General features: G+C 47.7%; 23 protein-coding genes. 12 read left to right on the forward strand and 11 right to left on the reverse strand.

The window, feature by feature from the left end; all coding sequences use genetic code 11:
* Nucleotides 1-38 precede the first annotated feature (38 nt).
* Complete coding sequence (locus NG796_RS02580) at nt 39-299, forward strand: hypothetical protein (RefSeq protein ID WP_261204349.1); 261 nt, start codon at nt 39-41, stop codon at nt 297-299.
* 216 nt (nt 300-515) lie between these two features.
* The gene (locus NG796_RS02585) at nt 516-1,256 is read left to right on the forward strand and encodes a peptidylprolyl isomerase (protein WP_261204350.1); all 741 of its coding nucleotides are present in this window, start codon (nt 516-518) and stop codon (nt 1,254-1,256) included.
* Nucleotides 1,257-1,398: 142 nt separating this feature from the next.
* Here the strand turns inward: NG796_RS02585 and NG796_RS02590 are convergent, their stop codons facing one another.
* The 3 genes from NG796_RS02590 to NG796_RS02600 form a co-directional block, all read right to left on the reverse strand.
* Complete coding sequence (locus NG796_RS02590; protein ID WP_261204351.1) at nt 1,399-2,202, reverse strand: PEP-CTERM sorting domain-containing protein; 804 nt, start codon at nt 2,200-2,202, stop codon at nt 1,399-1,401.
* 529 nt (nt 2,203-2,731) lie between these two features.
* Nucleotides 2,732-4,216 (reverse strand): M16 family metallopeptidase, encoded by a 1,485-nt coding sequence (locus tag NG796_RS02595; RefSeq protein WP_261204352.1) that lies wholly within the window; start codon nt 4,214-4,216, stop codon nt 2,732-2,734.
* An 11-nt stretch (nt 4,217-4,227) separates the two neighbouring features.
* Nucleotides 4,228-5,754, reverse strand: coding sequence for a M16 family metallopeptidase (locus tag NG796_RS02600; RefSeq protein ID WP_411268786.1), 1,527 nt, complete (start codon nt 5,752-5,754; stop codon nt 4,228-4,230).
* Between the two features lie 268 nt (nt 5,755-6,022).
* On the opposite strand from NG796_RS02600, the gene NG796_RS02605 reads away from it, so the two are divergent.
* Nucleotides 6,023-6,646 carry a TetR/AcrR family transcriptional regulator gene (locus NG796_RS02605; RefSeq protein WP_261204354.1) on the forward strand — a complete coding sequence of 208 codons (624 nt, stop codon included), beginning with the start codon at nt 6,023-6,025 and terminating at the stop codon, nt 6,644-6,646.
* 11 nt (nt 6,647-6,657) lie between these two features.
* Here NG796_RS02605 and NG796_RS02610 read toward each other — a convergent pair whose 3' ends face one another.
* Nucleotides 6,658-7,101, reverse strand: a complete 444-nt coding sequence (locus tag NG796_RS02610) for a DUF4332 domain-containing protein (protein WP_261204355.1) — start codon at nt 7,099-7,101, stop codon at nt 6,658-6,660.
* Between the two features lie 140 nt (nt 7,102-7,241).
* On the opposite strand from NG796_RS02610, the gene NG796_RS02615 reads away from it, so the two are divergent.
* The 3 genes from NG796_RS02615 to NG796_RS02625 all read left to right on the forward strand — a co-directional run bounded on the left by NG796_RS02615 (nt 7,242) and on the right by NG796_RS02625 (nt 12,736).
* A complete protein-coding gene (locus NG796_RS02615) occupies nt 7,242-8,636 on the forward strand; it encodes an aminopeptidase P family protein (protein WP_261204356.1) in 1,395 nt (464 codons plus the stop codon).
* 1,610 nt (nt 8,637-10,246) lie between these two features.
* A complete protein-coding gene (locus NG796_RS02620; protein WP_261204357.1) occupies nt 10,247-11,590 on the forward strand; it encodes a serine hydrolase in 1,344 nt (447 codons plus the stop codon).
* 276 nt (nt 11,591-11,866) lie between these two features.
* Complete coding sequence (locus NG796_RS02625; protein WP_261204358.1) at nt 11,867-12,736, forward strand: alpha/beta fold hydrolase; 870 nt, start codon at nt 11,867-11,869, stop codon at nt 12,734-12,736.
* Nucleotides 12,737-12,758: 22 nt separating this feature from the next.
* On the opposite strand, the gene NG796_RS02630 is transcribed toward NG796_RS02625, so the two are convergent.
* The 5 genes from NG796_RS02630 to carA form a co-directional block, all read right to left on the reverse strand.
* The gene (locus NG796_RS02630; RefSeq protein WP_261204359.1) at nt 12,759-13,043 is read right to left on the reverse strand and encodes a DUF1816 domain-containing protein; all 285 of its coding nucleotides are present in this window, start codon (nt 13,041-13,043) and stop codon (nt 12,759-12,761) included.
* A gap of 70 nt (nt 13,044-13,113) precedes the next feature.
* Complete coding sequence (rlmB, locus tag NG796_RS02635; RefSeq protein WP_411268783.1) at nt 13,114-13,890, reverse strand: 23S rRNA (guanosine(2251)-2'-O)-methyltransferase RlmB; 777 nt, start codon at nt 13,888-13,890, stop codon at nt 13,114-13,116.
* Between the two features lie 446 nt (nt 13,891-14,336).
* A complete protein-coding gene (locus tag NG796_RS02640; protein WP_317619260.1) occupies nt 14,337-14,852 on the reverse strand; it encodes a Mini-ribonuclease 3 in 516 nt (171 codons plus the stop codon).
* A gap of 564 nt (nt 14,853-15,416) precedes the next feature.
* Nucleotides 15,417-15,785, reverse strand: a complete 369-nt coding sequence (locus tag NG796_RS02645) for an STAS domain-containing protein (RefSeq protein ID WP_261204394.1) — start codon at nt 15,783-15,785, stop codon at nt 15,417-15,419.
* 162 nt (nt 15,786-15,947) lie between these two features.
* Nucleotides 15,948-17,108, reverse strand: coding sequence for a glutamine-hydrolyzing carbamoyl-phosphate synthase small subunit (carA, locus tag NG796_RS02650; protein WP_261204395.1), 1,161 nt, complete (start codon nt 17,106-17,108; stop codon nt 15,948-15,950).
* Nucleotides 17,109-17,532: 424 nt separating this feature from the next.
* Between carA and NG796_RS02655 the strand changes: the two genes are divergently transcribed.
* A complete protein-coding gene (locus NG796_RS02655) occupies nt 17,533-18,108 on the forward strand; it encodes a TIGR02281 family clan AA aspartic protease (protein ID WP_261204361.1) in 576 nt (191 codons plus the stop codon).
* 140 nt (nt 18,109-18,248) lie between these two features.
* Here the strand turns inward: NG796_RS02655 and trpD are convergent, their stop codons facing one another.
* Nucleotides 18,249-19,340 carry an anthranilate phosphoribosyltransferase gene (trpD, locus tag NG796_RS02660; RefSeq protein WP_261204362.1) on the reverse strand — a complete coding sequence of 364 codons (1,092 nt, stop codon included), beginning with the start codon at nt 19,338-19,340 and terminating at the stop codon, nt 18,249-18,251.
* Between the two features lie 192 nt (nt 19,341-19,532).
* Here trpD and NG796_RS02665 point away from each other — a divergent pair, with 192 nt between their 5' ends.
* From NG796_RS02665 to NG796_RS02680, 4 genes are all read left to right on the forward strand, one after another.
* The gene (locus NG796_RS02665; RefSeq protein WP_261204363.1) at nt 19,533-19,757 is read left to right on the forward strand and encodes a hypothetical protein; all 225 of its coding nucleotides are present in this window, start codon (nt 19,533-19,535) and stop codon (nt 19,755-19,757) included.
* A 1-nt stretch (nt 19,758) separates the two neighbouring features.
* On the forward strand, nt 19,759-20,025 hold the full coding sequence (locus NG796_RS02670; protein WP_261204364.1) for a Txe/YoeB family addiction module toxin: 267 nt from the start codon (nt 19,759-19,761) through the stop codon (nt 20,023-20,025).
* A gap of 125 nt (nt 20,026-20,150) precedes the next feature.
* Nucleotides 20,151-20,750 (forward strand): hypothetical protein, encoded by a 600-nt coding sequence (locus NG796_RS02675; protein ID WP_261204365.1) that lies wholly within the window; start codon nt 20,151-20,153, stop codon nt 20,748-20,750.
* Between the two features lie 26 nt (nt 20,751-20,776).
* On the forward strand, nt 20,777-21,589 hold the full coding sequence (locus tag NG796_RS02680; RefSeq protein WP_261204366.1) for a 7-carboxy-7-deazaguanine synthase QueE: 813 nt from the start codon (nt 20,777-20,779) through the stop codon (nt 21,587-21,589).
* A 16-nt stretch (nt 21,590-21,605) separates the two neighbouring features.
* Here the strand turns inward: NG796_RS02680 and NG796_RS02685 are convergent, their stop codons facing one another.
* A complete protein-coding gene (locus tag NG796_RS02685; protein WP_261204367.1) occupies nt 21,606-22,262 on the reverse strand; it encodes a DUF3318 domain-containing protein in 657 nt (218 codons plus the stop codon).
* 455 nt (nt 22,263-22,717) lie between these two features.
* Here NG796_RS02685 and NG796_RS02690 point away from each other — a divergent pair, with 455 nt between their 5' ends.
* Nucleotides 22,718-23,659 (forward strand): DUF4344 domain-containing metallopeptidase, encoded by a 942-nt coding sequence (locus tag NG796_RS02690; RefSeq protein ID WP_261204368.1) that lies wholly within the window; start codon nt 22,718-22,720, stop codon nt 23,657-23,659.
* Nucleotides 23,660-23,672 lie beyond the last annotated feature (13 nt).

Here is a 23,672-nt window from a genome sequence, read left to right on the forward strand (position 1 = left end):
TGCACCCAATTTTTGTTGTCAGGAGATTAACAAATAGTATGGTTATTTCTGATTTGAAATATGGCGAAGAATTGACCGAAGAAATTTCTCCGATAGAAGGGGGATTTGCTTCAGTGGGAGTCGGGTCTTCCTCATGGGCAAATGGGGGGGACCTAGCCTTAACCTACTCCTATACAGCTACGATGGCTGAATCTTCTTTTTCTGCCGGTTCTTTAGCCTTTGGGATAGGTTATACCTTCTCAGTTGGCTACACTTTACCGTCCTTGCCCTATCCCTTAGCTGGAGCCACTCTTTGGTAGGGTTTAGCTTTCTACTGTGGGATGTTACTCAGCTAATTGCTACTATTATCAGGACCGTTTCAACTGATTTTCTATTGAGAAATCATCAAATCAGTTGAAACGGTCCTGATTTTATCGTATAATAATTAAGGGTTTATTTTATTTTTAGATTTTTACAGCGGCTATCCAGAGGATGTTCCCGAGGGGTTTTTAGATAATTTTAAGGGAGATAACGTAATGAGGGCGAATTTATCCAAGGCAGGAATTGAGGCCGAAGAGATTGTTGATTTTCTTAAAAAAGAACTGCAATTCAAAACCCTGTGTGAAAAAATTTTATATCAAAAAGTCATCGAAGAGGCTAGTCGAGAACGAGGGGTCATGGTGACTCCAGAGGAAATACAAGCAGCAGGCGATCGCTTTCGGGCACAACATCGTCTGGAGAAAGCTGCGGATACTTTAGCTTGGCTTGAGGATCAAATGATTTCCCCCGAAGATTGGGAGGCGGGAATACGCGATCGCCTACTGACTCAAAAACTAGCCGAGGCTCTATTTGCCCAACAAGTGGAAAAGTTTTTTGCCGAAAATCGGATAGATTTTAACCAAATCTTGCTCTATCAAATCATTGTTGCTTCCGAAAAAGTTGCCCAAGAAATCTTTTATCAAATTGAAGAACAGGAAATTAGTTTTTATGAAGCCGCACATCTTTATAATAGAGATGAGCGGCGGCGTTTATCTTGCGGATGTGAAGGCAAGGTTTCCCGTTCTACCTTAACCCCAGAAATCGCCGCTGCTGTATTGAATGCGCCGATGGGAGAGGTGATTGGCCCAGTAACAACCCAGCAAGGGTATCATCTATTTCTGGTAGAAGAGACGATTCCTGCCGAACTCACCCCGGAACTTCGCCAACAAATTATCGAAAAAATGTTTAAAGAGTGGCTGACGAATGAGTTAACTTATTTCATCCATAGCACAGTTTGAAGACCTAAGTTTTCCATCCCAAAGCTATCTTCCACTCCGCCCTAAACGCTTCGTGGTTATCTTCTTTTCCTTCTCCCCTAAAAAAATCAATTTTAAGTCCTACAAGCCTTTTTTATTCTCCCCTCAAGGGAACAATTTTAGGTTAATTATGGACTTTTTTCTGTTTGTTTTTTACACAAAATCCAATCCCTACTAAGAAGAGAGCAAATGTTGCCGTTGGTTCAGGAACTTGGACTTCAGCTTCATTGATGCTGAAAGCGACTAAAGTAAGATGAGTGGGATTTTCAAAATAACGTTGTAATGATCCACTGACTAATTGTTGAGCGAATTTCTGCTTAGAATCAAATGCCGTATAACTGGAGTCTGTGGCTTGGATTTGACCGAAAGATTGATAGTTGATGAAGTTACTATCCCCTGGACTTGGTGATAATTTTCCCGATAAAGTCACCGAATCTAACAGGCTAACTTGGTCAGATTTTGTCGTATCAAATAAGCCAAAACTTACCGTACCCTTAGCTTTAGCAGTTTCATATTTTTCTTCTACTAATAAACCCAGGGTCAAAAAAGCATTAAAATCAAAAGAAAATGATTCAGATTCTCCAATTGAAAAATTTCCTAGGATGTGAGCTTGACTTCGTGCCTTGCCGAGGTAATCAGAACCTTGCCCTAGGACTAAACTTGATGAGGCTAGATTTGCCAAGGGGGCCCAATTAGGAAGATTCCAGAAGTTCGCTGTTGCTTGACTCATTGCATTAACAGAACTGCCTTCACCTGCGATCGCCAAGGTATTTGTCTGGCTCAATACCCCCGTGGAATACGAACTGTGGCTAAAGTTTTCAAACTCTAACATTCCTCCGGAAAAGGATAACGTACCCGCCTGTGCGGGGGATGAAGCGATCGCACCGATCGCCGCGATCGCTACGCCAGGGGTAACCCAGAAAAGCAAGTTTCTGTTTAGTTTTATATTATATATTGTGTAATTCTCAGTTTTATAGGGCAGCATTTTTTATCTCCTCTAACTTTCACTCTCGAATAACCCGATGCTACCTGGAACAATTTCATAAAAATGCCATTTTGGCAGATTTTTGAATTGTGAATTTTTATTGAAGTGATAGGTCAAAACACAACCGGGAATTTATCTAAAATTTATATAAAGTTATGATGAAGTTATAAAAAACTAAGCGTTATTACGGATCGTAAAATTGAAAATGTGTTAAGTGAATTTGATTTTTTCGGAAATCGGGGTTGAGGGTTTAGGAAACCTAGAGTTAGCCCCCGCTAGGATGCCAGTACAGGAGTGAGAAAAACGCTGCTTTCTGAACAGAATGGTGATCATTAGCAACCTGCTGTAAAACAGACACTCGGTAACGGTTTTCTGAAGTTAATGCTGTACCGATACCCTAGGCGATCGCCTCCCCCAAATAAATAGGGTGGGCATTGCCCACCCTACAGCCCTGATGGAGAAACTCTGCTGACTAACTTCTCGATGGTTCAGGAATAGTAATGTCAATCGAAGTAACAGCAGTATTGGGAGTGAGACTACTTAAAGGAGGGTTAATCTCCATTGGATTCCCCACCACTAAAGTCACTAACTGATCCGGGTTCAAGTATTTCTGTGCCACCCGCTGCACATCTTCAATGGTGGTTTCTTCGACACCGCGCCGATATTGGAAGATAAAATCCTCGGGATATCCATAATATTCATATCGCATTAACCGGGACAAGGTTTGACTCGGGTCGGCAAAATTGAAAATAAAGGAATTGAGGGTGGTATCTTGAGCATATTTTAACTCTTCAGCCGTAATGGGTTCCGTGCGAATGCGTTCGATTTCTCGAAATACGGACTGAATAAAAGGTACGGTTGCTTCCGATCGCGTTTGTCCCCCAGCGATAAACATTCCTGGATAATCGTAGCGGGGACTCCAGACCCCATACACGGAATAGGCTAATCCTTCGCGCGATCGCACTTGGTTAAATAACCGTCCCCCAAATCCATTCATGACCCCATTCAGGACAGACAATGCCGGATAATCAGGACTACTTAATTCTCCCCCCAAATGGCCGATTTGAATTGTACTTTGGGTTAATTGAGGGCGTTCCACTAAAAAGACTCCCCCTTGTTTCGCTTGAGCGGTTGGGGATAAAGTGGGAATACTTTGACTGAGGGTTTTATCGGGTTTCCAGTCCCCCAATTTCTGCTCAATGAGCGATCGCATTTCAGCAATTTCAAAATCTCCAACAATGCCCAAAATGATGTTATTGGGATGGAAATAACGCTCGTAAAATTTCACCACATCGGCCCGGGAAATATTGTCCAAAGTTTGATATTCAATCGTCCGAGCATAAGGGCTACTTTCGCCATAAATCAGCTTTTGGAATTCCCGCGAGGCGATCGCATTTGGCGCATCATTCCGACGGGCGATCGCCCCGGATTGTTGGCGTTTGGCTAACTCAATTTGCTCCGGTGCAAATGCTGGAGTTCTGATCACTTCCGCAAATAGTTCAAACACCTCCTCTAAATCCTGACTTAAGGCACTAAAACTTGCCGATGCTGAGGTCGTGTCTACCCCTGTTTCTACCGAAGCGGCGCGCCGTTCTAGTAACTCATTTAATTCATCCGGGGAATGTAATGTTGTTCCCCCCGTTCGTAATACTTGACCCAAAATTTGCCCGAGTCCAGTTTGATTCGCCGGTTCCAAGCGATCGCCGGTGCGAATTAAAGCAGTTCCTGAGACTAAAGGCAATTCCCGGTCCTGCATCAAATAGACCACCATACCATTCTCTAGCTCAAAGCGCTCAAAAGGTGGTAACACAATTTCCGGAGCCGGTGGAAACTCCAAATCCGTATAATGTTTCGCCGATTCGGCAGTGACATTCACCGTATTCAATAGCAACCAGATGATCGGTAAAACAAACAGCAGAATCCAATATTTTGGGGGTCGATTCTTAGATGTAACCATTCTATAACTCATTACGATTCTTCCTCTGGCAGCAGCAGTCCTACGGTCCGATTTTCGGGCCGGAATGTGTCACGAGAGACACGGAGAATATCTTTCGGCGTCACCGCAGCAATTTGCTCTAGTTCTTGTAACAAATTGCGCCAATCGCCGGTTTTAATTTGATATTCCACCAACAAACTCGCCATGCCTTGATTAGAAGCCAGCGATCGCAACACCTCTGCTCTAGCTTGGGTTTTCACCCGCTCTAACTCCTCAATCGAGACTTCCTCTACCGTCAACCGATTGATTTGTTCTTGCAATCCAGCCGCGACTTCTTCTACGGTATGACCGGGCGCAGTCAGGCCATAAAATAGCATCAAATTGGGATATTTCTGTCCAGGAAATCCATTCAAACCCTGAGCAGTGAGGGCGACTTGTTGCTGTTCTACGAGGGATTTATAAAGACGAGAAGTCCGACCTGAACTCAGGATTTGTGCCAACAATTCATAGACAACATTATCGGGATGATCGATACCGGGACGGTGATATCCTTCCAAATACCAAGGTTCAGAGGGGAAGCGGACGACAACCTGTCTCGGTTCCGTTTGGGGAGGCTCGGTTTTATCAACTTTCGGCGGTGTCGGACCCGCTGAGTAACGACCAAAATAAATCTGTGCCAATCGCTGGACATTCTCCGGGTCCACATCTCCAACAACAGCGATCGTCAAATTGTTGGGAACGTAATAAGTCTCAAAAAACTCCTGGACATCCTCACGCCGGAGATTAACTAAATCTTCGGGATAGCCGATCACAGGTTGGCGATAGGGATGCGCCACAAAGGCAGTCTGAAGAAATTCTTCAATCATTTTGCCAATGGGGGAGTTATCCGTGCGCATTCTTCTCTCTTCGAGAATCACCTGCTTTTCCCGATAGAATTCCCGAAAGACGGGTTCTAGGAAACGCTCAGACTCTAGGGACATCCACAGTTCTAACTTATTGGAAGGAAAGCTGTAGAAATAGCGAGTGGCATCAGCAGACGTGGTAGCATTGAGTCCAACGCCGCCGGATTGTTCGACAATTTGACCCATTTCGTTCTGAACCACCAACTCAGCGGCTGCCGCCTCGGTTTTGTCAAATTCCGCTTGTAACTGTTGAGCTTCGGCAGTTTTTCCAGCGGCGGTGGCGGTTCTAATTTGAGCATCCAGGCGATCGAGTTTGTCGAGTAGCTCTTTTTCCGCTGGATAGTTTCGGGTCCCAATTCGCTGAGTCCCTTTAAAGGCTAAATGCTCTAAAAAGTGGGCAACGCCGGTTTTGCCTTCCGGTTCGTTGGTACCCCCGACATCAGCGTATGTTAGAAATGAAACAACCGGGGCGGTATGTCGTTCTAAAACGATAAACTTGAGTCCATTATCCAGGGTAAACTCGCTGATTTTCTCGGCAACCCGGTCTAAATAAGGCTGGATTGATTGAGTGGTAGCGGGGGAGACTTGCTCTCGCCCTAGTGCCGGGTTTAATGAAATCCCGGACCATAGCAGAAGCGTGACCACAAGGGCGATCATGAAGTGTCGGGAATGGGACTCGTTCCCAGTCCAGCGGGATTTTCCCCATTTTGCGATCGCCATCGGAAACCTAGAGATTGACATAGCCAATAAAAAAAAGCGGTGATTTTGATTCATCAGTCTGAGGGTGACCCCTCGATTGAGGGTCAGCCATTTTAAGAGACGCAAGGGCGGTTATTCCTCTGTTTGATTCGGGTTCGTTGAGTCCTCCGGGGTTAGAAAAAAACGCTACTGATGTGATTTCCCACAGCACTATTTTCTATTAACGATGAATATATTTACTCGCTCCCAACCTGCTGAAACCGATACGCGCACCCGGATTTTAAATGCGGCGCAACGGTTATTTGCCCAAAAGGGTTACAACGGAACCACTACAAGGGACCTCGCTCAAGCTGCTAGTGTAGCTGAGGGCACCCTATTCCGTCATTTTGCCAATAAAAAAGCAATTTTGGTAGAGTTGGCAACGGAGGGATGGATCGAAATCCTCACGGATCTGCTCACAGAACTGAGTGAAATGGGCAGTTATCAGGCGGTGGCGCAGGTGATGCGGCGGCGAATGTTGAATATTCACAAGAATGCCGATTTGATGCGGGTTTGCTTTCTGGAGGCGCAGTTTCACCCGGAGTTACGCGATCGCATCCAAGCGGAGGTGATTTCCAAAATGACCGATGTCGCTGAGGCATTCTTTGAAACCGCAATGGAACGCGGCATTTATCGTCCCATGAATCCTCGCCTGGTGGCTCATGTTTTTCTGGGAATGTTTGCCGTAGCAGGTTTTAGTCAACAAACCCTCCTGGAAAACGATTCCTCTCCCAAAGCTATGCAGGAAATGGCGGAAGGATTGGCGGATATCTTCTTGCATGGAGTGTTAGCACAACCGCAGAACGAGTAATCCTCCCTTGTTCATCCCTTGATAAGGGTCCGCGCCTGTTGAATCCATCGTGTCACTTCATCCACGGGGGGACAAAGGTCCCGGCGTTGGAGATTGGCAACTTGGACCCTTAAAAGTTGTTGGTGCAATCGATGAATGGGTAAGTCAGCCAATTGGGCGATCGAAGCAATCCCGGCGTGTAGCAATAATCCACAATATTGACAGCCGACACTGGGAATTGAAGCCAGTTCTGCCATTGCCACCCATTTATTCACATATTGAACATGGATGCCTAACTCCCTGGCGATCGCCTGCCGTTGCTCAGATGTTTTCCCTCGGCGCAGCAGTTCCCCAGTCGTGGTAATCCCGCAACTTTCCAGTAAATTTTGGTCCGGGGAACTGACCCCAGGTAATTGGGCGATCGGCCAGTGAGTCTGTTTTAAGGGGCGCACTTGCCCCGATTTAGATGCGTTCATGGGTTGAATGGAATAAAGACTCCTCTTTAACTAGGGTAACCGTTCGTCAGAACGCCTTAAGGGGGATTTGGGCTGAAATCTCTTTAGTCCCTATGATGGATGAGCACACCCTAATTGATCCCAAGACGAAATTATCCCTTATGCAAATATCCTCTGCTGCAACGTCCCTAGAAACGGCCCTCCATCAGCGCCGCAGCAAGCTGGCAAACGAGGTGGCTTTTCCCGTGATTTTGTGGTCGGGAAGTCCCTGTTCCCGCAATTTTCCGGCGAATGTCTACCCGTTTCGCTCAAGCAGTCATTTCTTATATTTTGCTGGACTTTCCCTAGAAAATGCGGCAATTCGTCTGGAAGGGGGCAGATTGGAATTGTTTATGGATGATCCCCACCCTGGGAGTACCCTCTGGCATGGAGAAACGCCAAAGCGATCGCAGGTTGCCGAGGCGATCGCGGCGGATGAGGCATTTCCCCTCTCGGAGTTAAAATCTCGTAGCCAAAATGCCGCAACGGTTGCAGCAACGGATTTGAAAACGCGGATGGAACAGGTGGATATCCTCGATCGCCCCGTGGGATTGTTTCCTGATCACGGGAACCCCACCGTTGCGCGCGATCGGGAATTAGCCCTGGCGATCGCTCAATTACGGCTGATCCACGATGAATCCGCGATTCGTGAACTGTTACAAGCGGCTGCCTGTACCGTCCAAGCGCATCTCGTCGGAATGATGTCCACTCGACGCGCTCAAACCGAAGCAATGGTCCGGGGTGCAATGGAAGGGGCAATTATGGCCCAGAATTTTACCTGTGCTTATAACAGTATTGTCACGGTTGAAGGCCAAGTTTTGCATAATCAGCATTACCATAACCCCTTGCAACCGGGAGATTTGCTCTTAGTGGATGTGGGTGCAGAAACCGCCACAGGTTGGGCAGCAGATGTCACCCGCACCTGGCCGGTTTCAGGGCAGTTTTCCCCCACCCAGCGGGATATCTACGATGTAGTTTTGGCGGCCCATGACGCCTGCATTGAGCAGGTGGGTCCTGGGGTCGAATATGCGGATATTCATCGGATCGCAGGGGTGGCGATCGCCCAAGGATTGGTAGATTTAGGAATTCTGCGCGGCAATCCCGAGGATTTGGTGGAAATGGACGCCCATGCCTTATTTTTTCCGCATGGGATTGGTCATCTCCTGGGATTGGATGTTCATGATATGGAAGATTTGGGAGATATTGCGGGATATCAGGAGGGTCGCGATCGGAGCGATCGCTTTGGATTATGTTACCTGCGTCTGAACCGGACTCTACAACCGGGAATGTTAGTCACTATTGAGCCAGGATTTTATCAAGTCCCCGCAATTTTAAACGACCCTCAACGACGTTCTCAATATGATGGGGTCGTCAACTGGGATAAATTAGCCCAGTTTCACGATGTCCGGGGCATCCGCATCGAGGATGATGTCATGGTTACCCAACAGGGTCGGGAGGTCTTTACTGCTGCCTTGCCGGTGCAAGCGCAGAAAATTGAGCAGATTGTTCGGGGTTGAATTTCAATCCTTTGAGTGGGACTCGCGGGCCACAATTTGTGACCCGCTACCTCATGAAGCGATCGCTTTCAGTTCCACAGAACAGGGTCAGCCGTACAACTTAAAAAACTAGCGTTCTGAACGCTCCTCCCGACTACCTCGATGATGATCGCATTCTTTCTGATCGTTCTCCTTACAGTCGGAATTTGCCTCTGTAGTTGGACGCTCCTCATAGGGTCTCGTCACGGGGACTGACATCGCGTGAATATCCGGCGCGGGTAGTCCGGGCCCAAAAGATAGCTGGAGGGGCAACAGAAACGGTGCCAGATTCAATCGGAAATGTGCAAATTTGAGTGTTAGCATTAGCTGATACGAAAGTCTTCTGATTTCATTAGTCTATAAAACAGTGGCAATTTTTGCACTTAAAAAATTGCTTCATATTCGGGCTTTAACTTCACTGAAATCCGGAATAAACCTTGTTTTAATAAGAATTGGCTAACTTTCGTAACTATAGGCCAAGTTGGTCATTTTTAGATATGGGGTTTAACCCTTCATGGGCAAAAGCAATCAGGGAGAGTAACCTCCCGTTTTTGGAGTAGGATTACTTTTGCTTAAACCAGGAACTTTGATGCCCATAGCAGTCCCTGAAGGAACGCCGTAGCCCCTTTGGCTCCTAACTCAGAAGATTTTTCTTCCCATAGCATAAAATAGGAGACAGTCCATGTTTCCTAAGAATTTTTATCAATTTCACTTAGAGACTGTGGCATCGATACCAGCTACCCTCCAGCGTCAAAATTTTTGGGGTTTTAGCTTGCCCTCGATCGCTCAGACTGATCGGGTGAGCCTTATTCCCCTCAATCACCCCATCCATTTGATCCTCTCTCAACGGGGACCAGCGATGCTCTGGAGTTAGAGCTTTTTTGTTTGTAATATCCATCCAAGGATAGATGTTTTTGTTTGAAAAGATACTTTTTTTTAAATAAATCCTGGTAGAGATGCTTCCCATCGTGATCCTCTTTTTCTCTGGCTTTTTCACCCGCCTCTGGTGATTCAGTAAACCGACCCTCTCCTGAACTTTTCTAACCTCACTCTCGAATAAGTGAAATCACTTAAGCATTCATTCTCTACCCGGTCCGTTTATTTTCACATCAGCCAAATGTCTTAACAGAAATCAGCTATTTGGCTGATACTGAGTATATACACTTAAATAAATTCCCCTGAGTCTCCACCCTTGAGGGTGCGGGTTTTTATAAACCTATCCGTACCGGATTCCGTAGAAGCTGTTGAGCCTTAAAATTAGAGGCTCCTAGGGAAGCTCAGTGCTCTGACTCCAAAAGTTTCCTAATGTTCTAGTCTCCAATTTAGAGAGGCATTAGCTGATTCTTAATGGCGGATTGCTGATGACCAAGAGAATTCTGTTACATGAAGGAATGAGAATTTCTCGGGGGTGTTCTGTACTTTAGTTTGTTGGAATCGTTTTCCCAACGAGATGAGGGATCTATTGAGCTACAAGGGTTTGGGGGTAGATTCCGCAAAACTCTTCTCTATGAATTGTTTTCGGTTTGTTGGTACAAGATTCAGTAAAATAACGAACGTCGATGGTTTTTATTCTGTGAGGTAGGGTGTGCAATATGCACAGAGGTAAAAAACGGATTGCGATCGCACTGACAAGTTCTCTGAGTCTACTGGCGGCTGGGATGTGGTGGATGCCCCAACCTCAAGCCCAAGCCCCACCGCTTAGTTGTTCTCCCACTGCAATGGAGAGGGACTCCGAGAGGGATACCGTTGGCGATCGCCCCACTCCCGAGGACAATTCCTCGCCTATTAATCCGAACTGTGCTGACTCGATGTCCGACTCTACGGATAAATGGGCCTACCCCTCTGAGTTTGCACCGTTGTTGCAACGATACGATACCCTGTTGGCACGGATGGAAACGGTAGAACGAAATCTGGCTAAACAACTCAATGGCAAACCCTACTGGGAAGAAGCACTCAAGTATGGTGTGCAAGCATCAGAGTTGGGTAAAGCTGGGAACTCCTCCGTTGAGACATTACAAACCCTCAAATCTCTCTGGGAACAAGCCCTGGATAACCTGCATCAAGTTCCCCCTGATTCCGACTATGGCGATCGCGCCCAGGCAAAAATTGCCGAATATCAAGCTAATTTAGAGGATGTTTCCTACCGTCTGGAAGTAGCACAATCCCAATTTTTAATTCCCATTGCCCAACGCAGTGGGCTTTCTTCCCAAGTCAAAATCACCATCTGTCACCTCACTACAAGCACTTGTCGCCGATTGCGCGGAAATGAACCGGCGCGAGATGCCGCCAGTTTGATGAAAGTCCCGATCGCCGTGGCTTTAATGAACAAAGTCACCTCGGAAAAACTCCGATTCGATACCCCCATTTTTGTTGATCCGGCTAACTATACGGAGGATGCCTCAGAACTTCGCGTGGGTGAAAAATATCCCATCGAAACTGTTTTAAATGCCACCATCGGTCACAGTAGTAATATCGGCCCCAATCAAATTATTGATTATTTGGGGTGGGATTACATTAATCAAGTCTTAGAAGAACGGGGTTTCAAACAGACGCGGGTTTATTCCAAATTTGTGGGCGATCGCATTTATCCTCAGAATGTGGCGATCGGCAGAAACACCACCACCAGCGATGATCTGACTCAGATGATGATTCAAATTTATAACCGAGAACATCTCGGCGATGAAATTCTGATTCGTTCCCTGGAACGGCAATATGACCATGAACTCGGATTCGCAGGGTTAGAAGGTGGGTTCGGTCACTGGTTAGGAGAAAAAACTGGGCAAACCTCTCGCGTCCTGGGCACCACCCTAGCGATGAACCTCTTCGGCGAGACTTATATTATTACCGTCATTGACGATGGTGCCTATAGTGAACCGACCATTCGTCAGTTTATTTCTGAAATCTCAGAATATCTCTTCCGCAGTGGTCAACTCTAAGAGCAAGGGGTTCTAGCGATCAATACCAGAGGGGGGATCATCACACCCCATCCAGTTGAAAACATTTCTGTTCCGGAGTTCAACAGTCAGTTTTCGCTGTTTAGCCCGCGCAGGAGAGGCGCTGTCCTGTGAGCCTCCAGGCTTTCCTTACGGAACGCTCATAGAACAGCTTGCGGGTTTTAATAGACCCATGAGTACCAGACGGGGGATCAGTAGCCGCCAGGGAGTTGCTCCCGATACTATGAAAAAGAAAACCTCTGACCTTAACGATTCGACATGGTGTCTACTCCAACCCTCACTTATTCCCCCCATCACTTAAGTTCGATTATCCGGGGATCAGGCTTTCCCATTCTCTGTTTGCATGGACATCCGGGACATGGGGCTTCCATGTCTGTGTTTACGGACCATTTAAGCCAAAGATTCCAAACCATTGCCCCGGATTTGCGGGGGTACGGGAAAAGTCGTACCCGAGGCCATTTTCAAATGACCGACCATCTGAGGGATATAGAAGCATTGCTCGATCGCTGTGAAGTGGAGCGCTTTTTACTCTTAGGTTGGTCCCTAGGCGGAATTTTAGCAATGGAACTGGCGTTGCGCCACCCCGATCGCGTCACGGGGTTGATGTTAGTAGCTTCTGCCGCCCGTCCCCGGGGTTCCCATCCCCCAATTAGTTGGCAAGATTTAGCATTTACCGGAATTTCCGGGATTATTAATCGAGTCATCCCCAGTTGGCAATGGAATATCGAAACCTTGGGTAGGCGATCGCTCTTTCGATACCTCATTCAGCAACATACTCCGCTCGCTTACCAATACCTAGCCGATCGCGGAATATCTGCCTATCTTCAAACCAGCCGTCCAGCCCGGAATGCACTCAATGCCGCCCTCCGAGGGGGCTACAACCGACTCTCTGACCTGGAACACATTACTTGTCCCTCCTTAGTCATGGCGGGGGAAGCGGACCGCCACATTACCGCCGATTCTAGCCGGGAAACTGCTGAACACTTGAAACATTCTGAGTTCATCTGCTACCCCAATACGGCTCACCTGTTTCCTTGGGAAATACCGGCACAAGTCCTCGGGGACATTGATCGCTGGATTGATCTCTATCCCCAAGTCGTTGCATCATCCGAGCGTTCTTCCCAATAATGAGGCAGCCTCCCCGTTCAAACTAACCACTATAGGCCGGGGATTTTCCCCGACTACCCATCTCCCCCGGCTCCTCATAAACCGTGAGATCGCTGGGTTTGCAGCGTTTGACCGCAAAGGAGATACCCTGAGCGCTTTCTTGTTCGAGGTCTTCTATATATCCGTTTTTAGCGGTTTCGGCTTCCGTTTTACTCAGGAATGGTCCAAAGTAGTAAGTACACCGAGGATTGTCTGTGCCAATTTCCACCCACCAGGCCCAGCCTAAAAGGTTTAGCAAGCTAATCAAGATTTCTTTCAAGTCCTTCATATCATTCCCCTATTTACCGTTGTATGACGACGAGGTGCTATTAAGAGTTGGTTCAGTCTGAGTGGTTAATTTACATTTCTTTATACTCCCTTGGATTTATTTTTTCAACAGTATTTTTCTTCAGATTTCCCATGTTGGGACGCTGAGTCCATCGCTGACGAAAAATCTCGTAAAGCGCCATCCCCGTTGCCACTGAGACATTCAGGCTGGGGATCTTTCCTTGGAGGGGGATAGAAATTAATTCATCGCAGTGACGTTGTGTCAACAAATTCAAACCTTCCCCTTCGGATCCCACAACCAAAACCGTGGGTCGGGTAAATTCGATGCTGCTCACAGTCGAAGGCGCATTGGCGGCAGTGCCATAAATCCAAAAGCCTGCGTCTTTTAACTCTTCCAAGGCTCGACTGAGATTGATCACCCGGGCAACGGGAAAAAATTCTAAGGCACCGGCGGCGACTTTCATCACGGTGGATGTGATCCCCACCGCGCGTCTTTGGGGGATCACCATTCCTTGAGCGCCGATCGCCTCAGCGGTGCGAATCATTGCCCCTAAATTGTGAGGGTCGTTAATCCCATCGCCCACGAGGAGAACCGGGCGATCGGAGACTTTTAAGGCATTGGCAATTAAATCCGGAAGTTCCCAATAGGTATAGGGAGAAACCTGTGCGGCAACCCCTTGGTGATTTTCTCCGTGAGTGAGGAGATCCAAGCGGCGGTAATCGACTTCATCAATGACAGTTCCCGTAGCTTTGGCATTGGCGATCGCCGTATGAAAGCGGGGATCATACCGCAATTGAGCCGTAATCCAGACCCGATGCAGTTGCCGTTCTCCCTCTAAAGCACTCAATACCGTATGGCGACCATAGATCAGATCTTTGAGGTCTGTATCTGTGTCTAGGGCCGGTTGACCAGCGCCCGAGGGAAAAGATTTCCGACTTTTCCCATCTTTTTTTGGATAGGATGATCCCTGTCCACCGTCTTTTTTGGGGTAGAACGATCCCTGTCCACCCTCTTTTTTGGGGTAAGACGATCCCTGTCCACTGTCTTTTTTGGGGTAGGACGATCCCTGTCCACTGTCTTTTTTGGGGTAGGACGATCCCTGTCCACTGTCTTTTTTCGGATAAGATTCTCGCTTGGATCGGACGGAGGGCTTCAAATTTTCGGGTTTACCAGGCATGACAATTATAATTTGGGGGGGTAGATAGCTTCATCCCGATGTGGTGTTGAGTCTCTTTCCCCGTGGGGGAAGCTCAAGGGAGGGAATCAGCGTGATCGTAATGGGTGGAACTGGCTTTAGAGTTCAGTAGAGCCACCGCTTTCGGCAGGTTCGAGATTTAATTGGGTGAATAGGAAGATCAAGCGGTTGGGATCAGTGAGGTATAAATATCCCATCAGGCTTTCCAAGCTCGTTGCCTGTTGATAAATCGCGGCATCGACTCGTTTCGGCCCTCCCGTGGCAGCATTGCGCCCGCGTTTGAGAATCTCAAATTCGCTAGGGGTTAGGAACGGTTCGAGCGATCGCAGCATTCGCGCTTGGGTCTCGGCTCGCACTTGCGACACCACACAATTATGATAGAGCTTCTGGCGTTTGGGTGGTCGTAAATACCAGGCGCGGATAAACAGTTCATACACCGCATCTCCCAGATAGGCTAGGGCGATGGGTGATAGCTGTTGAATTTCCGGGGCCGATAATTTTTTGACCGGGAGCATCAGGGACAAGCACTCCTGGCGATCAAAGGCCAGAGTAGAGGGGGGGACATCAGCAACTAGATTAGGTTCTGGGCTTGTTGCTTCTGGGATTGCTGTCATACTGCCCGCACCAAACCATTTAAGTTAATGATTCCCGATCCCACGTTCAAACTCCCCTAACTGGATTAACTGGGTTACCATTGTATGTTTTAAATTCTTGAGTGCGAAAATTGTACCAGGGTTACTCCCTCGCCTCACATTCTAGTCCCCAAACTAGGGGGGGTGGGTCAGCCGATCGCCTGAAGTCTCCCTCTGCCCTGGGGCATAATTACCCAATGCGATCGCATTTAACCTCATGCCGATGGATAGGGGGATTATAACATTCTGCGATCGGGTTCTCATCGGATTGGGAGATGGGGAGGATGGGGAGGATGGGGAGGATGGGGGGGATGGGGGGGATGGGGGGGATGGGGAGGATGGGGAGGATGGGGAGGATGGGGAGGATGGGGAGGATTAAGAATTTTGTAGTAACGACTTGCTATCGTTTCCATCTCATCTCCCCCATCTCCCCTATCTCCCCTATCCTCCCCATCTCCCCCATCTCCCCTATCCTCCCCATCTCCCCAATAAACTAGCTATCCAGTATCAAAATTGACCTGGATAGCCATTTAGAGCATTAAACACTCAAGTAGGTTTGATGTTTTCTAGGGCAGCGTCTAACGATGACTGCAAAGAGAGAAACTTCTCTAATCGAACCAGTTTGACCGTTTGGGTCACCCGGGGATTGCTGACAATTTGTAAGGTACCTTCAGCATTTTCAGCTTTTTTTACCAGTTGCACCAGCGCACCTAAACCAGAACTGTCAACAAAATCTATTTTGGATAAATCCAAAATAATGTTGGTGGGACCCTCGTCAATACACTGACTGATCGCCTTCCGAAAGGTCGCTTCCGAAAAGGCATCGAGTAAGCCAGTGAGACGGAAGAGTTGGTAATTGTTCCCGACTTCGCGCGTGCCTCTTAGGCTAACGGTCAGGGTTAGTGGCTCAGGAATAACGCCCTCCTAGCTGCATACTCCTCAAATCGACGCTCTATTTTAAAGGCTTTCTCGCCGGTTGTAAATGAGCAGCGCCTTACGATTTTTAGATTGTAATCGCTCTGATTGCCGATTGACAAGGAATTTTGCCAATTACCCGGTTTTTAATTCGGCTTGAGGCTAACTGGCTGTTTTCGAGGCTGTGCGAGCTTCGCGCATGGACTCGACAAACTGTTTAAAGATATAGTCCGCATCATGGGGACCAGGGCTGGCTTCGGGGTGGTACTGGACGGAAAATACCGGCAGAGACTTGTGACGCAATCCGGCAATGGTGCGATCGTTCAGGTTCAAATGGGTAATTTCCACCTCGCTGCTGAGGGAATCGTCACTTAAGGCAAAGCTGTGATTTTGGCTGGTAATTTCGACTTGACCCGTTAACCCTGCCGGTTGATTTAATCCGCGATGCCCAAATTTGAGCTTAAAGGTATCGGAACCGAGGGAGAGTCCCAAAATCTGGTGTCCTAAACAAATCCCAAACATGGGTTTCTCAGAACTCAGCAATTGTTTGGTAGTTTCGACCCCTTGGGTCACCGCAGCAGGGTCTCCAGGTCCATTGGAGAGAAAAATCCCATCGGGATTGTGCTTGAGAATCTCCTCGGCGGAAGTGGTGGCGGGAACGACTATGACGCGACATCCATAACTTGCTAGACGGCGGAGGATATTACGCTTAATCCCAAAATCTAGGGCAACGACGGTGAATGTTTCGCCGTTCATGCCTAGAGCTTGGGGGCTGAATTCCCAATGAGGGTCCGTGGTTTCAGTCCACTCGTAAACGGTTGAGGTGGAGACTTCGGGGACGAGGTTTAAGCCCTTCATGGAGGGGGCCGCTTGCACTTGGGCGAGTAATTCGGCGGGGTCAAGGATTTCGGTGGAAATTCCGCCATTCATGGCCCCAACCATGCGAATTTTGCGGGTGAGTGCACGGGTATCGATCCCGTAAATTCCGGGAATATTGTTTTGGGTCAGATAATCGGGTAGGGACTGGCTTGAGCGCCAGTTGCTGGGGCGTTTGCAGATATTCCGAGCGATCGCCCCTCGGACTTGGGGACGTTGGGATTCTTCGTCGTCGGGATTCACCCCGGTATTGCCTAATTCGGGATAGGTGAACGTCACGATCTGGCCGCAGTAGCTGGGATCTGTCAATACCTCTTGATACCCTGTCATCCCGGTATTGAAGACCACTTCACCAATGGTCGTGCCAGTGGCTCCAAAGGACCAACCGCGATAGGACGTTCCATCTGCCAGTACGAGCAAGGCAGGGCGATCGGCAGAAAGAGACATAGAAACCTCACTAGCTTCAGGGGTCATTTTTCGGCAGTCAAGGGGAAGGGGTTCATTCATCTATGAGGCACCCAGCCGTTTGACTTCCGCAACATCCCATTATTCCATGAGTTGCTTTCTTGGCGCATATCCGTTGGCCATAATGTAAAGAAGCGATCGCAACTTACTCTCCTGGATCCCGTGAGCCATAGTGCCTCACCTAAGTTCAATTTCTGGGGGGATTTCCTCCTCAGCTTCAGGGTCTGTAAATGTCTCCCTGCGCTCCTTTCGCTTTCCCGAAGCAACCGGGCATAATAGACCTAAACCCAATAGACTCATTTGCACCGTAGGGTAAGCATTGCTCAACTCTAGGCTGCTCCGATGGCCCAGATTTAGCCATTCTCCCTTTCCATTCCTGCTCTAACTGCCAAGAGGAAAAAATTTCATGAAAAAAATTCTCTCTGCCCTATTTGCTGTAGCCAGTCTAGGATTCATGGGGCCTGCCGCCCTCACCCAGGAATATCCCGGTTGTTTCGCCATTGATTCCAATGGCAACCTCCTGGATTTAGGCAACCTCTGCCCCAATGCAACGACCGAGGTCCAAGCAGGGGCCATGTCCGGGGTCTTTCAAATCCCTATCAAACGTCGCCAGGGCGGCATTCCCGTGGTCGATGTTATCTTCAATGGCACAGAGAAATTTGAGATGCTTTTTGATACGGGGGCAAGTGCCACCTTAATCACCCCCTCGATGGCGAGCAGTTTAAATGTAGTCCCCTTTGATAAAGCTCGAATTTCTACCGCCAGTGCCTCGGATGTGGAAATGGAGGTGGGCCGAGTTTCTAAAATCCAAGTGGGGGATGCGACCCTGGAAGAACTCCTCGTCACGATCGCCCCGCCCGGTGTTGAGGGGGGTCTCCAAGGCATGGGTCTTTTAGGGCAGAACTTTTTCGGCAGTTACGATATCACGATCAAGGAAAATATCATTGAATTACGAACTCGCGCCGGTGGGAGTGAAAATTGAGGCTTGACTGAAACTTGACCCGGGCTAAGATAGGGGTCAAGTTTTAGATCCGAGGGACTAGAAACCGGGTTTCTTGCCCAGATTTACTGCTAATTCCGACAAGTTTTCTGAAGAAACCCGGTTTCTATCTCGCTGCTGTCTTACTGCTTCAAAAATGCTACCAATTGCTCTAATTTTGTCCAAGCGGCACCAGAGGCGAGAATTTCTTGAGCTAAGGCGATGCCCTGGATATGGTCCCCACACGGGATAATGCCGCTGACTTGTAACGCTAAGGCAGCATTTAAGGCGACTACATCCTGTTGTGCTTGAGTCCCGCCACCTTGGAGGACCGACTGCAAAATCTGGGCATTTTCTAAGACATCTCCACCCCGTAATGCTCCCGGGGGTGCGGGTTCCAGTCCGACTTCTGCGGGTGTTATGGCACTCAGTTGGACTTCTCCATTGGCAAGGATGGCTAAATCACTGGCTTCTGCCAATCCCGCTTCATCGAGTTTTTCCCGTCCATGCACCACGATCGCTAATTCGGTCCCCAATTGTCGTAACGCATGGGCGATCGGTACCACTAAGTGGGGGTCACAGACCCCAATCACCTGTCCCGTGGGCCGCACAGGATTGACCAGAGGTCCCAATAGATTAAACACGGTGCGGATTTTTAAGGTACGGCGCAGGGGGGCTACCGCTTTCAGGGCGGGATGCCAACCCGGTGCAAACAGAAAGGTGATCCCCACTTCATCTAAAGCAGCGATCGCCTGATTACCCGGTGCATTCAAATTCACACCCAAGGCTTCCAACACATCGGCAGAACCCACCTTACTCGATGCCGAGCGATTTCCATGTTTAGCAACTTTCACCCCGGCTGCTGCGGCGACAAAGGCAACGCAGGTGGAAATATTAAAGGTCGAAGCCCCATCGCCTCCGGTGCCACAGGTATCGATCGCCTGTTTGCGCGTTTCACTATTTGCCCCGGTTTCCATATAAGCCGACTGGGATTGCAATACTTTTGCCATCCCTGCCAGTTCCTCGGCGGAGACACTTTTACTTTGGAGGGCAGCTAAAATGGCCCCTGATAACACTGGGGGAATTTCTTCCTGAAGCCATCCATACATGAGTTGACTGGCTTGATCCATCGTCAGGGATTGGCGATCGAGCAATTGTTGCAGTAACTCGGACCAGTTGGTGTCTAAGGGGGTTTTGACGGGGGTTTGTGCGGTTGCGGATGGAGAATCAGTCATAGTTAAATTTGGATTGCACGGCAAGCAGTTGGGGGTGCTGCTGATTTAAACCAATCGATTTTACCGCGAGAAGCAGGCGCTGAGGAGAGTTTCGGAGTGGGTTTTCAGAAGTGGGTCTGGATTGAAGGTTGGGAGGTGGCTATGTTAGGATTGTCCTGTGGATAACAGTGGTCTCTCAACTGGGAAACAATCATGACAGCAATATATAGATTAAATGCTAATGAGATTGATGCTCAATTTTTAGATGACATTAAAGCAAAGTTTTCTGATAAGCAGATAGAAATAATTGTGTCTGAACTCGATGAAACTGAGTATTTGTTGAGTTCAAAAATTAACAAAGAAAAATTAATGGCCGCCATTGAAGACGTTAATAATGGTCAAAACTTAATTGAAGTCAACTTAGACAGCTTTCTATAAAATGAACAGGAGAATAGTCTTTCATTATTCTGCTTTTGTAGATTTTAATGAGTGGCTCAATTTAGACAAAAAGCTCCATAAAAAAATAATAGAGCTGATAAAAGACATTGAACGTTCCCCGTATGAGGGATTGGGCAAACCCGAACCTCTCAAATATGAATTAAGTGGGTTTTGGTCCAGACGCATTGATATGGAAAATCGGTTAATTTATAAAGTAACAGATGAAGAAATATTCATTTTTGCTTGTAAATTTCATTATGAAGTGTAACTACAATTAATAGCGGTCTTGTAGCACTCTCAAGTTATCAGGCTGTGCTGGAAAACGCAAGGGTTTTGGAACGAAAGTCTCCTCTAGGAAAGGTAGAATTTCCAGGTTAAGGCTTAGAATGAGGGATGTTCAGTACCTGGGGTGACTTGATGGATCGGCGTGACTGGCTGAATATTGCTGAATATGTCTCTCTGGCGGGTGTAGTGGTGGGGTCAGTGCTGGCGGCTATTTCTGGGGAGGTGATTTATGCGGCACTGCCGGTGACGCTTTCTTTGGGGTTGAATTTGGTGAATCGGCGACGACAGATGAGACGATCGCCGGTGGGGGTGCAGGAAGTAAAAATTGCCCCAGAATCAATGAAGGCGACGATCGCCCAGGAAATCGAGCCGGTGGTGGCGGTAGTGCGACAATTGCGATCGCGCTCAACGGAGTTAGAGCAATCTCTCGTGGTGCTGAAAACCCAGGTACAGCGCCTCCGGAGTGAGTTTCAAGAGCGCCCCGAATTGGAACAGGTGGAAAGTTTGGCGGAAGTAATTACGGCGCTACAACAGTGTTTGGAGGGACTGCCTCCAGGGAAATCAGGACAAACACCGATCGCGGAACTGGAGAGGGAAATTGTCCAGGCGATCGCTCGAATCCCTTCTATAGTGGAAGTAGAGGTCCAACAACAGTTGCAGAAACTCGGCGAACTTCCACCGAAACGCAACCCCTCATCAGAACGTTAATCCAGTAAAGAATCCATCGATTGATCATGACTGCAACTATTGCCGCTCCTCCCACTGTAAGAGCGATCGAAGTATTTTCTGGTATTCAAGGCGAAGGATTGAATGTGGGGACTCGTCAAATTTTCATTCGCTTTGCCGGATGCGATTTGCGCTGTGACTATTGCGATAGCGCCCATACTTGGACGGCACCGGATACCTGTCGGATTGAAAAAACTCCTGGCGATCGCGATTTTGAAATTCATCCTAACCCCGTCCCCCTGCCGCTGTTTTTAGACTGGATCGATCGCCAAAATCAACCGGGTTTACATGACAGCATCAGTTTAACTGGCGGTGAACCTTTACTTCATACCCCCTTTTTAGCCGAATTTCTCCCACAACTCAAACAACGAACCGGGTTACCTCTGTATTTGGAAACGGGGGGTCATCGTCCCCAACAATTGCAGCGGATTTTGCCTCATTTGGATCTGGTGGGAATGGATATTAAATTGCCGAGTGTCAGTGGGGAAACCCATTGGCAGGCGCATCAGGAATTTTTGAGTCTCTGTTGTGCTGCCGGAGTAGAGGTATTTGTCAAAATTATTATTTCAGATGACACCTTAGAGGCGGAATTGGAACAGGCGGCGCAATTAGTGGCGGGGGTTAATCCCCAGGTGACGGTGTTTTTGCAACCTGTGACGCCACTGAATGCAGGAGAAAGGGTCAACTTTGGCGATCGCCCCACCCTTGCTATAAAATCACCAGCACCCACAAAGGTGCTGGCGTGGCAAGGGATGATGAAACGGTGGCTCCAACCCGTGCGGGTGGTCCCACAAACCCATAAAATGTTGGGTCAGTTGTAGTAGGAAGCGGTGGGGGTTAGTACACGCTTTCCGTATTCGTGGTGGTTTCCCGCGCCGCCTTAACCTTGGCTTTGGCTTTAGCAGCACTGCGTTTGAGCGCTTGCAATCGGGCTTCATATTTGCTGCGCTGCCGTTTTTTGGGCGTAAGTTCGACGAGGGTTTTTAGGGCGCTACCGAGACTTTTGTAAGCATTGGGAAGGGAATACCCAAAACGAGTCGCAAGGGCGATCGCTTTTTCATCCGCTTCAATTGCTTCTTTTAAGGTGCGATCTCCATTGTTTTTCTGATAGAGTCGGTATCCCGCCACCCCGCACAGAGACAGTGCCAACAACAGCAGCAATCCATCCTGTACCCACAGTTCTCCCACTGCACCACCTAACCCGATCGCCAGCGCCGCCATTTCCCATCCCTCTTTAGAAATGGTGTCATTTTGGATGCGTGCTACTTCATGCCAAAACAGCAAGTTGCGCTGATCTAGGGCGAGTTGTTCCCACTTCACTAGGTCAATTTGGACTTCCACCTGATCGCTTCCGATTTCTTCACTGCGAACCAAGGGCGGATTCACTTCGATCGCTTTTTCGACCATGACCCAGCTTTGCAATTCCGGCGGCAGTAAGCCTTTAAGCCGTCGGAGTTCTATCATGTCAGCTTTTGTCGTAGTATATGAGGTCATTGCTCAAGCCGCTGAAAATTTGACACAAAAAACAGTTTATCTACATTGGATTGTAGCGATTTTTAGGCCATAAGCACCACTCCACTCCCCCTGATTCGGTTTCCTGGGGCATCCATACCCCTCAAAAATGTCCTCAGATAACCTAGTTCCCTATTTCACTCCTCGGGGAGTTGACAATTTTTATAGCTTCTAGTAAAATTGCTAAAATTTCCAAACTTATCGCGTAATTCGTTTAATTTGCAAGATTTAAACCGTGGCAATCTTAAGATACGCCAATAGCAAGCAAGATGCTCGCACTCCTGATTGCTAAATGCCAATGACTCCAGAACTATAGGGTTAAATTATCAAACTTTTATCCTTTCCCAGGATAGGGTTTATTTTATGCAAATTAAATGTAAAACGCCATTTAGGGGCATCTCGTCTAAAATCCATCACCCTGGTTCAGCGGCTATTTTATGAAAATTTTGCCCGATCGCCTCCGCCGGATTTATGTCACCTTAATGAGTTTCGTGGTTCTTACTCCGGTGTTAATCAGTTGTACAGAAATAGAGATAGAATCCAGTTCCACCGAGTCGGAAATCTCTGCAACAGCAACCCCTATTGGAAAAGCGCGATCGGGTCATATTGAAGGAACCACTCCTGCCAGTAATACTCGCATAATAATCCGGCAAAGTGCCCAAACCGATGAACTGGAAGATCCCGGAAATATTTTAATCTTTCATACCCCCGTAGAAGATGAAACCTATCAAGAAGTTCATGAAATTATCCAAGAAAGTGAAATTTTTGAAGAAATCGCTCAAACCATTAATGAATTATTAATATTACCCAATGATATTCCCGTTTATTTCATGGAATGTGGGGAAGCAAATGCTTATTATGACCCCTCCACGGTTGAAATTACAATGTGTTATGAATTAATCGAAGGGTATAAACAAATTTTCACCGAAGAGGTGGAAACCGATGAAGAATATATTGCTGAAGTGATTAATGCCGGACTTTTTACCTTTTTTCATGAACTCGGACACGCTTTAGTAGATCAGCTAGAATTACCCATTACGGGGAGAGAAGAAGATGTAGTCGATGAATTTGCCGCCATCATCTTATTACAAGCCGGAGAAGAAGGAGAAAATGCAGTTCTTTCAGGAGTCTGGCAATTTGCCGTGGATGCAGAAGAGGAAGCAGAGTTAGAAGAGTTGACCTATTGGGGAGAACATTCTCTAAATATTCAACGGTATTACAATATGGCCTGTTTAGTTTATGGCAGCAATCCAGAAAAATATCAATTCTTAGTAGAAGATGAAGATTTACCAGCAGAAAGAGCAGAGGGGTGTGAGTACGAATATGCTCAAAAGTCTCAAAGTTGGGAAGTCTTGCTTTCCCCTTATTATCAAGAGTGAATCAGCGGATTAA

The organism is Laspinema sp. D2d, assembly GCF_025370755.1.
GTDB lineage: Bacteria > Cyanobacteriota > Cyanobacteriia > Cyanobacteriales > Laspinemataceae > Laspinema.

Coding starts and splice junctions, on each gene's coding strand:
- NG796_RS02595 (WP_261204352.1), bottom strand. CDS start 4,216: ATGGTTACATCTAAGAATCGACCCCCAAAATATTGGATTCTGCTGTTT.
- NG796_RS02600 (WP_411268786.1), bottom strand. CDS start 5,754: ATGATCGCCCTTGTGGTCACGCTTCTGCTATGGTCCGGGATTTCATTA.
- NG796_RS02605 (WP_261204354.1), top strand. CDS start 6,023: ATGAATATATTTACTCGCTCCCAACCTGCTGAAACCGATACGCGCACC.
- NG796_RS02610 (WP_261204355.1), bottom strand. CDS start 7,101: ATGAACGCATCTAAATCGGGGCAAGTGCGCCCCTTAAAACAGACTCAC.
- NG796_RS02670 (WP_261204364.1), top strand. CDS start 19,759: ATGAACAGGAGAATAGTCTTTCATTATTCTGCTTTTGTAGATTTTAAT.
- NG796_RS02675 (WP_261204365.1), top strand. CDS start 20,151: ATGTTCAGTACCTGGGGTGACTTGATGGATCGGCGTGACTGGCTGAAT.
- NG796_RS02685 (WP_261204367.1), bottom strand. CDS start 22,262: ATGACCTCATATACTACGACAAAAGCTGACATGATAGAACTCCGACGG.
- NG796_RS02640 (WP_317619260.1), bottom strand. CDS start 14,852: ATGACAGCAATCCCAGAAGCAACAAGCCCAGAACCTAATCTAGTTGCT.
- NG796_RS02630 (WP_261204359.1), bottom strand. CDS start 13,043: ATGAAGGACTTGAAAGAAATCTTGATTAGCTTGCTAAACCTTTTAGGC.
- NG796_RS02690 (WP_261204368.1), top strand. CDS start 22,718: ATGAAAATTTTGCCCGATCGCCTCCGCCGGATTTATGTCACCTTAATG.
- NG796_RS02625 (WP_261204358.1), top strand. CDS start 11,867: ATGGTGTCTACTCCAACCCTCACTTATTCCCCCCATCACTTAAGTTCG.
- NG796_RS02680 (WP_261204366.1), top strand. CDS start 20,777: ATGACTGCAACTATTGCCGCTCCTCCCACTGTAAGAGCGATCGAAGTA.
- NG796_RS02655 (WP_261204361.1), top strand. CDS start 17,533: ATGAAAAAAATTCTCTCTGCCCTATTTGCTGTAGCCAGTCTAGGATTC.
- NG796_RS02615 (WP_261204356.1), top strand. CDS start 7,242: ATGCAAATATCCTCTGCTGCAACGTCCCTAGAAACGGCCCTCCATCAG.
- NG796_RS02665 (WP_261204363.1), top strand. CDS start 19,533: ATGACAGCAATATATAGATTAAATGCTAATGAGATTGATGCTCAATTT.
- NG796_RS02585 (WP_261204350.1), top strand. CDS start 516: ATGAGGGCGAATTTATCCAAGGCAGGAATTGAGGCCGAAGAGATTGTT.
- carA (WP_261204395.1), bottom strand. CDS start 17,108: ATGTCTCTTTCTGCCGATCGCCCTGCCTTGCTCGTACTGGCAGATGGA.
- NG796_RS02580 (WP_261204349.1), top strand. CDS start 39: ATGGTTATTTCTGATTTGAAATATGGCGAAGAATTGACCGAAGAAATT.
- trpD (WP_261204362.1), bottom strand. CDS start 19,340: ATGACTGATTCTCCATCCGCAACCGCACAAACCCCCGTCAAAACCCCC.
- NG796_RS02620 (WP_261204357.1), top strand. CDS start 10,247: ATGCACAGAGGTAAAAAACGGATTGCGATCGCACTGACAAGTTCTCTG.